General features: G+C 74.1%; 8 protein-coding genes. 1 reads left to right on the top strand and 7 read right to left on the bottom strand.

Translation table 11 applies throughout. From position 1 onward, the window contains the following. Positions 1–12: 12 nt before the first annotated feature. Positions 13–519 (bottom strand): MarR family winged helix-turn-helix transcriptional regulator, encoded by a 507-nt coding sequence (locus ACIGXJ_RS06325; protein WP_399642087.1) that lies wholly within the window; start codon positions 517–519, stop codon positions 13–15. 137 nt (positions 520–656) lie between these two features. Here ACIGXJ_RS06325 and ACIGXJ_RS06320 point away from each other — a divergent pair, with 137 nt between their 5' ends. Continuing rightward, positions 657–1070, top strand: a complete 414-nt coding sequence (locus tag ACIGXJ_RS06320; protein WP_399642086.1) for an organic hydroperoxide resistance protein — start codon at positions 657–659, stop codon at positions 1068–1070. 7 nt (positions 1071–1077) lie between these two features. Here the strand turns inward: ACIGXJ_RS06320 and ACIGXJ_RS06315 are convergent, their stop codons facing one another. The 6 genes from ACIGXJ_RS06315 to ACIGXJ_RS06290 all read right to left on the bottom strand — a co-directional run bounded on the left by ACIGXJ_RS06315 (position 1078) and on the right by ACIGXJ_RS06290 (position 12452). Next, a complete protein-coding gene (locus ACIGXJ_RS06315) occupies positions 1078–2631 on the bottom strand; it encodes a hypothetical protein (RefSeq protein ID WP_399642085.1) in 1554 nt (517 codons plus the stop codon). A gap of 229 nt (positions 2632–2860) precedes the next feature. After that, positions 2861–5122, bottom strand: coding sequence for a CDP-glycerol glycerophosphotransferase family protein (locus ACIGXJ_RS06310; protein ID WP_399642084.1), 2262 nt, complete (start codon positions 5120–5122; stop codon positions 2861–2863). 239 nt (positions 5123–5361) lie between these two features. Next, entirely contained in the window at positions 5362–6219 is an 858-nt protein-coding gene (locus ACIGXJ_RS06305; RefSeq protein ID WP_399642083.1) for a carbohydrate ABC transporter permease, read from the bottom strand. Then, entirely contained in the window at positions 6216–7499 is a 1284-nt protein-coding gene (locus tag ACIGXJ_RS06300) for a carbohydrate ABC transporter permease (RefSeq protein ID WP_399642082.1), read from the bottom strand. The genes ACIGXJ_RS06305 and ACIGXJ_RS06300 overlap by 4 nt, the downstream gene beginning before the upstream one ends. 70 nt (positions 7500–7569) lie before the next feature. Then, positions 7570–8946 (bottom strand): ABC transporter substrate-binding protein, encoded by a 1377-nt coding sequence (locus tag ACIGXJ_RS06295; RefSeq protein WP_399642081.1) that lies wholly within the window; start codon positions 8944–8946, stop codon positions 7570–7572. Between the two features lie 311 nt (positions 8947–9257). After that, a complete protein-coding gene (locus tag ACIGXJ_RS06290) occupies positions 9258–12452 on the bottom strand; it encodes an FHA domain-containing protein (RefSeq protein WP_399642159.1) in 3195 nt (1064 codons plus the stop codon). Between the last annotated feature and the right edge of the window lie 50 nt (positions 12453–12502).

Genomic DNA, 12502 nt, shown 5'->3' with positions numbered 1-12502 from the left:
GGACCCCGAACGTCACTCTTCGTGGCCGGATCGGCGCGTTCGGTGTCCAGCCCCCTCCTGGGTCGCGGCCGCGTCCAGGGCGCCCGTCAGGCGGTCCAGCCGTTCCCGCAGCTCGCGGATCTCGGCGAGGTCGAAGCCGGTCGCCTCGACGATGCGGCGGGGCACGGCGAGGGCGCGCTCACGCAGGGCGTCACCCTCGTCGGTGAGGCGGACCTCCACCGAGCGCTCGTCGCGGGCGCTGCGCTCGCGGCGGACCAGACCGGCCGCCTCCAGGCGCTTGAGCAGCGGGGAGAGGGTGCCGGAGTCGAGGCGCAGGTGCTCGCCGAGCTTCTTGACCGGCTGCTCGCCCCTTTCCCACAGGACCAGCATCACCAGGTACTGGGGGTACGTCAGGCCGAGGTCCTTCAGGATCACGCGGTAGACGCCGTTGAAGGCGCGCGAGGCGGCGTGCAGGGAGAAGCAGATCTGGCGGTCCAGGCGGAGCCAGTCCTCCTGGGCGGCGGCCGGTGTCGGGGTCATGCGTCCAGGGTAGCGCTGGGCCGCTACTTAACTGCGAGCCATTCAGTTGTGCACAACTGAATGGTGTGCTCTACTTGTGGTCGTGAGGCGGCCGAACAGGCCACCCGAACGACTTCTCCGAGAGGGATGGTTCATCCATGGACGCGCTCTACACCGCTGTCGCCACCGCCACCCACGGCCGTGAGGGCCGCGCCGTCTCCTCCGACGGCAAGATCGACCTCGCCCTCGCCATGCCGGTCGAGCTCGGCGGCAACGGTCAGGGCACCAACCCCGAGCAGCTCTTCGCCGCCGGGTACGCCGCCTGCTTCGGCAGCGCCCTGGGTCTCGTCGGCCGCCAGGCCAAGGTCGACGTCAGCGACGCCGCCGTCACCGCCGAGGTCGGCATCGGCAAGCAGGGCGAGGGCTTCGGCCTCGCCGTCACCCTGCGCATCGAGCTCCCCGAGCACCTGGACGAGCCGACCGGCCGCAAGCTGGTCGAGGCCGCCCACCAGGTGTGCCCCTACTCCAACGCCACCCGCGGCAACATCGACGTCGAGCTCGTCATCGAGTAAGCGGCGCTCAACGGCCCGCGACCCGCGCCAGCACCTCCCCCGTCCGCTCGCTCCACGCCACCACCACGGCCTCCTCGGGCACCGTGTGCCGGGGTGCGAGCAGCAGCCACCGCACCCGGTGGCGCCGGACGACGGCGGTGCGCACGGCGCGGGTCGACTGGTCGGCGAGATAGGCGCGGACGTCCGCCAGCCCCCGCCTCCGTACGCGTTCGTCGAGTGCCGGGTCGGGGCGGGCCGGCGCGACCAGGTTCGCGCCGTGGCCGGCGAGGGACAGCAGGGCGTGGTGGCCGTCGGTCAGCACGACCTCGCCGGGGCGGACGTGCCGCGCCGCCCAGTCGTACGACGGCCGGCGCGGCGGCTGGTCGAAGCCGACGGGGTCGAGCGAGCGGGGGACGACCGCCCCGGCGTGCACCGTGAGGAAACCCGCGCAGGCCGCCACCGCCGCGCCCGCCCCCAGCAGGCGCCGCCACACCGGCCAGGGCCGGGGCGCCGCGAGCTCGATCGCGAGCGCGCACTGCAACGGCATCAGCGTGAGCCCGAGGACGCCGCCGTACAGGTACCGGCCGCTCAGCCGGCCGTACGCCACCACCAGGCACTCCAGCGCGAACATCAGCACCAGCGGGTCCCGCGGGCCGGTACGCCGGCACCGCAGCCACAGCGCGGGGAGGCCCGCCGCGAGCGCAAGCCAGAAGTGGCCGAGCAGATTCCGGTACAGACGCGGGTCGCCGCTGTCGCCGGCCGGCGCGAACGCGTCGAAGTACGGCCAGCCCGCCGCGGTCAGCAGCGCCACCGCGCCCGTCAGTGCCCAGCGGCCCGCGACCGCCGGGCCCCGGCCGCGCTGCCGGCCGGCGACCGTCGCCGCCCCGCCCGCCAGCGCGGCGACCGAGAGCACCGGGTGGACCAGCACGATCAGCCCGTAGAGCAGGCCCAGGCCCGCGCAGCCGGTCAGGCTCGGCAGTCCGCGCGGTCCGACGAACCGCACCCGGGCCGTGTCGAGCGCCCGCGTCCCCGTCAGTGCCCATGCCCAGAAGGCGAGCCCGATCGCGAACGCCGACGGGTCGGCGAGGTTGCCGGTCATCGGCATCAGCCCGAGGGAGCCGCTCCACGAGGCCCGCTCGGTGCCCCACAGCAGCGTCATCGCGACCAGTGCCCACACGGGTGCCCAGGGGCGGGGCGAGAGCATCCGCACGAAGCGGTTCAGGCCCGTCAGCACCACCAGCAGGTTCAGCGGACCGGCCAGCCTGACCGTCTCCCAGCCGGCCAGCCCGGTCAGCCGCGCGAACACGCCCTGCGCGACCGCGTACGGCGAGTAGGCGGGGCTCCCCGCGCCGGGCAGGTCGGCCGTCGGGTGGCGCGGCCGCAGCAGGTCGGCCTGCAGGCGTTCGACGGCCGCCGCGTGCAGGCCCGCGTCGCAGCACAGCGGGACAGCCCAGTACGCCAGCGTCATCAGCAGCCAGAACAGGAACCCGAACACCTGGTACGGGGTCGGCCGCCACACCCGGCCGCCGCGCAGCGCCGTGGCACCGCGAACCGGCCGGCGGGTCAGGACGCCGGCGCTCACCGGACGGTCGCAGAACGGTGCGTAAGGGGCATTGGGCGTATATTCCCGACCCGGTCAACCGGACTGCCGCACCTCACCCCATCGAGTGAGCCCCAGGTGTCGAGTGAGGTCGGTGAACCGAGCGGGAACGGGACGGCGACCCGCCGCCCGGCCGCCCCGAAGGCCGCCAGGCCGGCGGTCGCGACGGGGCCGGCCGTGACGAACCACGGAGCATGCGCACCCCCGGAGGTCAGTCGGCGAGGGTGAGCGGACCGGCGGGCTGCGGCACGCTCGCCAGCCGTGCGTGCGCGAAGACCGCGGCCGCCGACGGCACGGGACGGCGCTCCTCCAGCGGCACCACCGGCGGCAGGTCCGTCTCGCCCAGCACGACGCGGCGTACGACCCGCTCGGCCGCGCGTCCGTCGTCGTACGGGCAGAACCGTTCGCGGAAGGCGGCCCGCAGCTGGGCCGAGCGCGAGCCGCGCCAGTGCCCGGTCGCGAAGATGTCGATCAGCTCGTCCTCGCTGCGGGCCACCGCGCCCGGCGGGAAGGCCCGCAGGTCGAAATAGGTGCCGCGGACGGCCTCGTAGGCCTCCCGGTCGTCGGCGTGGATCACGATGGGCCGGTCGAGGTTGGCGTAGTCGAACATCAGCGACGAATAGTCCGTGACCAGCGCGTCCGAGGCCAGGCACAGCTTCTCCACGCTCGGGTGGTCGCCGACGTCGATGACCCGCGTCGCCCCCGCGCCGCCGAGCCGGCCCGGCTGGGCGTGGTGGGGGCGGGCGAGGATCACGAACCGCGGGCCGAGGCGGCGCAGCACGCGCTCCAGGTCCAGGGCGGCCACCGGGGTAATGCGGTGGTCGCGGTACGTGGGCGCGTACAGGATCGCCACCGAGCCGGCCGGGATGCCGAGGGACTCGCGCAGCCGGGTCACGTCCGCCGAGGTCGCCCGCTGGAACACGTCGTTGCGCGGGTAGCCGTACTCCAGCGTCGTGTGACCGCCGGGGTAGACGCGTTCCCAGGTCAGAGTGGTATGGCGGTTGGCGGACAGGACGTAGTCCCAGGTGCCGGCGTTCGCCACCAGCCGGCCGAAGTCCGTGTCCCGCGCGGCGGCGGGCCGGTCGCGCAGGTCCAGGCCCATGTGCTTGAGCGGGGTGCCGGCCTGCGTCTGCACGAACACCTGGCCGGGGCGCTTGACCAGGGCGCGGTCGAAGTCGCCGTTGTTCACCAGGTACTTGGAGCGGGCCAGCGCCGTCCAGTACGCGGCCGTGCCCGGGGTGAGCCTGCGGGTGGCCGGCGGAACCGTGTGGTGGTGCTCGGGCCGGGTGATCCAGGCCGTGCGGATGTGCGGGGCCAGCTCGCGGAAGGCCGCCTCCAGCGCGCCCGGGTTGCAGGAGTGGCCCCGCCCGCCGTACGCGGCGAACACCGCCCGGTCCTCGCGCACGGGCAGCCTCAGCTGGACGCGGTAGTGCAGCCGGAGGGCGGACGACCCGAGCGCCCGGCCGAGGCGGGCCGCGAGCCGGGCCGCGGCCCGGGCCAGGCGCCCGCCGAGCAGCAGCGCCCGGTACGTGCGGTGGGCACCCCGGCGGACCAGGACGTGCCGCAGCCGGGCGCGCGGCGGCAGCGGGCCGCCGCCGGGGGTGCGGTGGCGGCGGTAGTGGGCGCGGGCCCGGCGCGGGAACTCGGACCGGTTGCCGCCCGGCAGCGGGCCCGGAGCGGTGAACGCCGTCGTCAGCCGGTCGACCATGCCCCGGAACAGCACCGGCCGCCACTGGGCGAGTCCGGGCCGCGCGTCCAGGTACGCGAAGACCCGGTCGTACTGCTCGAAGAGGTCGAAGTGCCGCTCACCGGGGGCCGACAGCAGGGCACCGTGCCGGTGCTGCCGGTGCACCACGCACACCCGGTCCAGCGTCGCGATCGACTCGGCCGCCATCAGCGCCTGAGCCGTCCAGGGCGTGTCCTCGTAGCAGCCCGGCGGGAAGGCCAGGCCCTCACGCTCGACGAACTCCCGCCGGTACGCCTTGTTCCAGGCCACCGGCGACACCCGCAGCAGCCCCGGCCGGTCCACCAGGCGGAACGGGGCCGGGCCGCGCTCGGTGAGCTGCGCGGCCAGTTCGTTGCGCACCTGCACGCCGGTCCGGTCGGCGCGCGCGAAGTCATGGACCAGCACATCCGGCTCGCCGGTCTCCTTCAGCCGGTCCGCGATCGCCCGCAGCGCGCCCGGGGTGAGGGTGTCGTCGCCGTCCAGGAACAGCAGATAGTCGCCGGCCGCCACCTCCTTGCCCGCGTTGCGGGCCGGACCCGGGCCGGCGTTCTCCCGCAGCCGCAGCGGCCGCACCCGGGGATCGCGGGCCGCCACCTCGTCGAGGATCGCCCCGCAGGCGTCCGGGGAGGCGTCGTCCACGGCGACGAGTTCGAAATCGCCGTACGACTGGGTGAGGACCGATTCCAGGCATGCGTGCAGATACGCCTGAACCTTGTACGCGGGGACGATGACACTGAACCTGGGCAACGGAACATCCATGGGTCGGCGCGGGCGTTCTGCCCGGGAACGGCCCACGCGACGACGGGGTTACGCCGTGTACGCCATACGGGGGGAGCCTCCCGAAGGGCGGGGGCTGTGAGGGGACGGGTTCGTGAAGGGCGGGATCGTGCGGGGCGGGTTCGCGCGGGGGCTGGGTCGTGCGGGGGCGGGTTCGTGTGGGGGCGGGGACGTGTGGAGCGGGACCGTGAAGTCCCGCCCCACACGGGCTACTTCACAGCTCCGGCCATCACGCCTGACACGAACTGCCGCTGGAACGCGAAGAACACGGCCAGCGGGATCACCATCGAGATGAACGCGCCCGGCGCCAGCACATCGATGTTGTTGCCGAACTGCCGTACCTGCGTCTGCAGCGCGACCGTGATGGGCTGGCTCCCCGCGTCGGTGAACACCAGCGCCACCAGCATGTCGTTCCACACCCACAGGAACTGGAAGATGGCGAGGCTCGCGATCGCCGGGGCGGCCAGCGGCATCACCACCCGTGCGAACAGCCGCAGTTCACCGGCGCCGTCCAGCCGGGCCGCCTCCAGCAGCTCGCGGGGGATCTCCGCGAAGAAGTTCCGCAGCAGGAACACCGCGAACGGCAGGCCGAACCCCACGTGGAACAGCACCACACCGAGGATCGACCCGAACAGACCGAGCTTGCCGAACAGTTCGGCGATCGGGATCAGCGCCACCTGCACCGGCACCACCAGCAGCCCCACCACCGCCAGGAACCACCAGTCGCGGCCCGGGAACTCCATCCAGGCGAACGCGTAGCCCGCGAGCGCGGCGACCACGACCACCAGGACCGTCGCCGGAACCGTGATCAGCACGGTGTTGACGAGCGAGTCGGTGATGTCCGGGTTGTCGAGCAGCTTCTGGTAGTTGTCCACGGTGAGCTGCGCCGGCTCGGTGAACACCGTCCACCAGCCGCTGTCGTTCATGTCCTCCGGCGTGCGCAGCGAGGACAGCAGCAGACCGATCGTCGGCACCAGCCAGAACAGGCCCACGACGACCAGGAACACCCGGACCAGACTGCCGCTGACCCATCCGACGAGCCTGCCGCCCAGGGACTTGGCCGTCATCGCCGCACCTCCCGCTTGAGCCTGCGCACGTTGAACCACATCACCGGGATCACCAGCAGCAGCAGGAAAACCGCGATCGCGCTGGCGATACCCGGCTGGTCCTCCGAGAAGCCCTTGCGGTACAGCTCCAGCGCCAGCACGTTCGCGTCGTCCTGCGAGGAGCCCGGCGCGATGATGAAGACCAGGTCGAACACCTTCAGCACATTGATCATCAAGGTGACCGCGACCACCGCGAGCACGGGCGCCAGCAGCGGCACCGTGACCCGGCGGAACACCTGCCACTCGTTGGCGCCGTCCACCCGCGCCGCCTCCAGCAGATCCCGCGGGATGCCCGCGAGCCCCGCCGCGATCAGCACCATCGCGAAACCCGCCCACATCCAGATGTACGACCCGATGATCGCGGGCGTCACCAGCGACGGGCCGAGCCAGTCCAGACCGTTGTACGCCTCCTTGAAGTTGCTCGCCGGCAGCCGCAGCAGCGCCCCGTCCGCCTCCTCCGGCAGCGTGAACGTGCCGTCGTCGGCGGCCTTCGTGGAGGCCACCACCTTGCCGTCCTTGACCGCCTCGATCCGCATCCCCGGATAGCCCAGCTCGGACGCGTCCGGCTTGCCCAGGGTGCCCACGCCCTTGCCCCGGGTGAAGTCCTGCCAGGTCGTGCCGGACACCTTGCCCGGATCGGCCTCGGGCGCGGCGGCCGGCTCCGCGCCGTCGGGCATCTGGTCGGGCGGCACACCGACCAGCGGCAACGAGACCGGTGTGCCCGCGCGCACCGGGTCCTTGGTGACGAACGCGCCGCCGCCCGCGGGCTCCAGCGGCGAGTCACGGCCCGGGTGCGCCTTCGGGAACGCCGACGACTGCGCGAACGTGTCGTGCACGCCCACCCACACCGCGTTCGCCACGCCCTTGTCCGGGTCCTGGTCGTACACCAGGCGGAAGATGATGCCCGCGGCCAGCATGGAGATCGCCATCGGCATGAAGACGACCAGCTTGAACGCCGTACCCCAGCGCACCCTTTCCGTCAGCACCGCGAATATCAGGCCCAGCACGGTGGCCACCGTCGGCGCGAACACCACCCAGATGACGTTGTTCTTCAGCGCGGTGCGGATGCCGTCGTCCGTGAACAGCGCCTTGTAGTTGTCGATGCCGGCGAAGGAGTCGCCGGACTGGTCGTAGAAGCTGCGGAACAGCGAGTACCCGATCGGGTAGACCACGAGCGCGCCGAGCAGCACCAGGGCGGGCAGCAGGAAGAGCACTGCCACGCTCTTGCGGGTACCGGTCACGCTCCTGCGCTTACGGGGAGCGGCAGGGGTCTCGGAGACCCCTGCCGCTGGTGCCGTCGCCATCGCCGGCTCAGTTCCCGTACGCCTTGGCCGCCTCCGCCTCCAGCTTCGCCTGGGTCCCCGCGATGTCCTTCGGGTTCTTCAGGAAGTCCTGGAGGATCTTCCACTCGCCCTTGCCGGGCGTGCCGCCGAACGCCTGCGGCGCCTGGTCGGACATGTCGAAGCGGAAGTCGTCGCCGGCCGCGACGAGGGCCTTCGCCATCTCCTGCTGCACCGCGTTCGGGTACGCCGACGGGTCGACGTTCTTGTTCGGTGACAGGTAGCCGCCGAGGCCCGCCTGGATGGTCGCCGCGTCCGGGGAGGCCAGGAAGGTGGCCAGCGCCTGCGCCGCCTTGGAGTCCTCAAGGATCACCGCCGCGTCGCCGCCGGACACCACCGGTGCGGTGTCGCCCACCGACGGGAACGGGAACACCTTGGCCTGCTCGCCGACCTTCGCGTCCGTTTCCGCGATGTTGACCTGGACGAAGTCGCCCTCGTAGACCATGGCCGCCTTGGGCTGGTCACCTCCGGTGAAGACCTGCGTGACGGAGGCCGGGAACTCCGTCTGCAGCGCGCCGGCCGCGCCGCCCGCCACGTAGTCCTTCTTGCCCCAGATCTCCGCGAGCTTGGACAGGGCGTCCTTCACGGACGGGTCCGTCCACTTGATCTCGTGCTTCGCGAGCTGGTCGTACTTCTCGGGGCCTGCCTGCGAGAGGTAGACGTTCTCGAACCAGTCGGTGAGCGTCCAGCCGTCGGCTCCACCGATCGAGAACGGGGTCACCCCTGAGTCGTAGACCGTCTGCGCGGTCGTCAGCAGTTCGTCCCAGGTCTTCGGCTCCTCGGCGCCCGCGTTCTCGAACACCGGTGCGTTGTACCAGATCAGGGACTTGTTGGCGGCCTTGTAGTAGACGCCGTACTGCTTGCCGTTGACCTTGCCGAGGTCCTGCCAGCCCTGGGAGTAGTTCTTCTCGACCTGCTCCTGGGCCTCCGAGCCGACCGGCTTGGCCCAGCCCTTGTCGACGGCCTGCTTGATCGCGCCGACCTGCGGGAGGATCGCGATGTCCGGCGGCGCGCCACCCGCGATCTTCGAGCCGAGGAAGTTGATGATCGGGTCCTGTGCGGGCACGAAGGTCACCTTCGCGCCGGTCCGTTTCTCGAACTCCGCCAGGACTTTCTTGAAGTTGGCCTGCTCGGGTCCCGTCCATACGGCGGCGACCTCGAGGCTCTCGCCGTTCAGTTTGGGGAGGGTGACGGTGGAGGCGGACTCCGTCTGGCCGACGCCCTCCTCGTTCACGTCGCTGTCGTCGTCACCGCAGGACGTCAGCGAGAACGCGAGCGCTCCCGCGAGCAGGGCCGTGGCGGCCCTGGCCGTCCTGCGTGTCCGGATCGTGTTGCTCGTGCTGCGCATCACTTGCCCCGTTCTTCGTTCCTCGTCGAACGTCCGAACGCTGTCCGTGGGCTCTGGTCTACGCCGGGTCCGGGAGGTCGGCAAGTGCGCGTGGTGTGTCAACCAGGTGATCGTGACCCCCTCGTGACTGCCGCGGGTGCCTGCGGCGGCCTGCGCGGGTCCGGTTGGGGTTGCGCCAGCGCGTCGGGTTCGGTGGGCCGGGGCCGGGCCGGGGGTTGTCCGTCCTGGCCGCTGCGGGCGGAGACCCCCTGACCGCAACCCCCTAGGGGCGCGGGGAACTGCGCGACCGGCCGCGCACAAGCAGGGGACCGCTAGAGCAGGGACGGGACCTCCGCTGCCGACACCTCGCGGGTCGCGCGTTGCAGGGCGCTGGCCAGGAGGGCCAGGTCGGTCGGGCCGTTGCCCAGTTCACGGACCGGGCGGCGGGTCGGAGGGTCGCCCATCCGCTGCCAGTCGAGCGGTACGACGGTGGGCCGCAGGGTCGCCGTACGAGGGATGCGTCCGGTGACGCGGCCGCCCTGGAACGCCGTCGTACGCCCGTCCGCACAGGTCAGGCGGCCACGGCCGGGCGCGGGGTCGTCCGGTCCGGGGGCGGGCGTCTCCAGGGTGACCCGCAGCGCGGCCCGGCGGGCCGGTTCCGTCTCGGCCGTACGGCCACCCGGGGCGCTCGCGGCCACCAGATGGACGCCGAACCGCTCACCCTCGCGGGCCACCGCCTCCAGGGCCCGCATCACAGAGCCCGCGGCGGGGCGGCCGGGGGAGCCCAGGGCGGGGGAGACGAGTGCGTCCAGGTCGTCGACGACGACCACCAGGCGCGGCAGCGGCGGGGCCGCGTCCGTGCGGCGGCGGGCGGCCGCGGGGCGCAGCCGGAGGGTCGAACTGGGCGGGGTGTCGAGGTCGGCCGCGCCGGTCGGCGCCGGTGCCGTGCGCTGGGCCACCAGGCGGCCGGAGACCTGCTGCCGGGTGTGCCAGGCGGTGAAGTCCTCCTGGCCGAGCAGCTCGGCGCGCCGCTTGAGCTCGGCGCTCAGGGACTGGGCGAAGTCGCGCATCCGGACCGGGTCGTTGGCCAGCAGGTGTGTGGTGACGTGCGGGACGTCCGTGCACACGTGCAGCCCGTCGCCGTGGCCGCTGCCCGCGCCCACGCTGTCGCGGCCGTCCATGAGGACGATGCCCAGCCGGTCGGGGCGTTCGGCCGCCGCGAGGGAGGCGACGATCGCGCGGAGCAGTTCCGTACGGCCGCTGCCCGCCGGGCCCTCGACCAGCAGGTGGGGTCCGTCCGTCACGAGGTCGGCGACCACCGGGCCGCGCGGTCCGGCGCCGAGGACGGCCGAGGCGCGGCCGCCGGGCGTGGAGGTGTCGTCGGCGGCGTCGGCCCAGCGCGCCATCAGCGACGCCGGGGTGGCCCGGGCGAGACCCAGCTCGTCGAGCAGCCGCGCGGCCTGCGGGAGGGGGGCGGAGACGCGGGGGTGCCGTTCGCCGGTGCCGTCGGTGCGCAGGGGGGCCAGGGCACGCGCGAAACGCTCGGCCCAGGCGGCGGACACCGCGTCCACCGTGCCGACGGTGCCGTGGCCCACCGGTGCGCGCTCGGCGGCCCCGGTGCGGGCCACGCGCAGCAGCCGCAGGGCTCCCGCCACATCGCCGCTGAGCAGCGCGACGGCCCCGCACTCGCGGAACACCGGCGCCGCCGCGCAGGCCGCCTCGTACGTCTCCGTCACCGGGGAGGCGGGAGAGGCCGCGGCCGTCTCGGCCAGACACAGGACGTGGATGCCGGCCCGCGGGCCCTCCGCCGCGAGCCGCGCCACCGTGTCCCGCAGTCCGGGCCCGCCGGGGTCGCCGTCGACGACGACCACGGTGTACGGGCCGGGGAACCCGCTCACCCGGTCCGCGGCGTCGTCGTCCCGCGCCCAGGAAGGGCGGCGGGCCGCTCCGCGCGGGGAGGCGGCGGGGGTGTCCGTGGGGCCGGTGGCGGGTGCGGGGGATATCGGCGCCGGCCGGCTGCCCCGCGCCCGTTGCTCGGCGAGGTGGTCCTCCAGGCGGCGCAGGAGTTCCTCGGTGCGGGCGGCGGCCTGCTCGCGGTCGTAGGCGAGGAGCAGGCGGCAGTCCTGGCCGTGGCCGGGGCGCAGATGGGGCAGCCAGCCGAGCCAGGACCACTCGGCGGTGCGCTCCTCGACGGGCCGGGCCCGGTCGGTGCTGATCAGCACGAGGTCGAGGGTGTCCGGGGAGTGCAGCGCGGCGAGCTGGGCCAGCACCGCGCGGGCCAGTCCGGCGAGGCGGGGCCGCGGTCCGGCCAGGCCCAGTGCGCCCGCCTCGCGCAGGCCGGTGGTGACGGGCACGGCGGGCAGCAGGTGCGAGCCGTCCGGCGCGGTGCGGTCGGCGGTGCCGAGCCGGACCGTGAGGGCCTCGGGGTGTCCCGGGCCGCGCTCCCACAGCCGGGGGCCGGGGCCCAGCGCGGTCAGCAGCAGGGCGGCGGGGTCGGGCCAGGTCTCGGGCAGCCCCGGGGGAGCGGGCCGAGCGGGCGCCTCGGCGTCCTGGGTGTCGTGGGCCGTGGGTTCCGTGCGGTCCCCGGGCTCGGGGCGTTCTTTCTTCAGCCGGCGGGCCCAGGCGGACAGGCCGCCCTTGCGGCGGCCGCCCTCGCGGGCCGGGGTCGCTGTCACGGGGGGTGGGGGGTCCTCCGTGAAGCGGCCCACGCCGAAGAGACCGGCATGCGTGTCGGCGTCCGCGGAGGGGCGGTGCTCGATGAGCGGGGCGCCGCCCTGGCCGGGCACGACCGGGGGTTCGGGCCGGTGCGCGGCCGGGGGCGTCGAGGGCTCGCCGGGTTCCGCGGGCTGCGGCAGCACCCGGATGTGGCCCTCGCCGTCCGGCGCGGTGGTCAGGCGGGGCAGCGGCCCGGACGCCGGGGCGGTCAGGCGCAGGGCCGACTCGCCGATCCGCAGCAGCGCGCCGGGCGGGAAACGGACCGGGCGGGTGTCCACGCGGGTGTCGTCGAGGACGGTGCCGTTGGTGGAGCCGAGGTCGGCGACCGTGACCCGGCCGTCGGCGCCGAGCGTCACCGCGCAGTGCAGCCGTGACACGTCCGGGTCGTCCAGCGGGACGTCGGCGTCGGCGGAGCGGCCGATGCGGACCTGCCCGCCGTGCAGCAGGTGCACACCGCCCGCGTCGGGCCCCGCCACCACGTGCAGCTGGGCCGGGGCGCCGTCCACCTCGGGGTGCTGTTCGGGACCGGCCGGGGCGCCCACGGACAGCACCGCGCCGTCCACCAGGGGCGGCTCGCCGAGGGTGCAGCGCTGCGCGTCCAGCCGCTCCTCGCCGGCGTAGAGCACCGCCGTGCCGCCGCGCTCGGGCCGGTCGCCGGTGCCGTCCCCCGAGGCCGCCGAGGCCAGCGCCGACGCCACCGCGGCCAGGGCCGTCCCCGCGGGGGCCGTGACCAGCACGTCACGGCTCGTGGCCCGGCCGCGCGCCTCGGCGGCGGGGCCCAGCGGGTCTACGACGGTCAGCCGGATCTGCATCGCCGTCAGCGGTCCCTTCTGCGCGCGGGCGCGGACTCCCCCCACCACCA

Origin of the sequence: Streptomyces sp. NPDC053367 (assembly GCF_044545925.1) — a bacterium.
In the GTDB taxonomy this organism is placed as follows: Bacteria; Actinomycetota; Actinomycetes; order Streptomycetales; family Streptomycetaceae; genus Streptomyces.
This window is presented reverse-complemented; position numbering and strand designations above follow the sequence as displayed.

Coding starts and splice junctions, on each gene's coding strand:
- ACIGXJ_RS06305 (WP_399642083.1), bottom strand. CDS start 6,219: ATGACGGCCAAGTCCCTGGGCGGCAGGCTCGTCGGATGGGTCAGCGGC.
- ACIGXJ_RS06290 (WP_399642159.1), bottom strand. CDS start 12,452: ATGCAGATCCGGCTGACCGTCGTAGACCCGCTGGGCCCCGCCGCCGAG.
- ACIGXJ_RS06320 (WP_399642086.1), top strand. CDS start 657: ATGGACGCGCTCTACACCGCTGTCGCCACCGCCACCCACGGCCGTGAG.
- ACIGXJ_RS06295 (WP_399642081.1), bottom strand. CDS start 8,946: ATGCGCAGCACGAGCAACACGATCCGGACACGCAGGACGGCCAGGGCC.
- ACIGXJ_RS06325 (WP_399642087.1), bottom strand. CDS start 519: ATGACCCCGACACCGGCCGCCGCCCAGGAGGACTGGCTCCGCCTGGAC.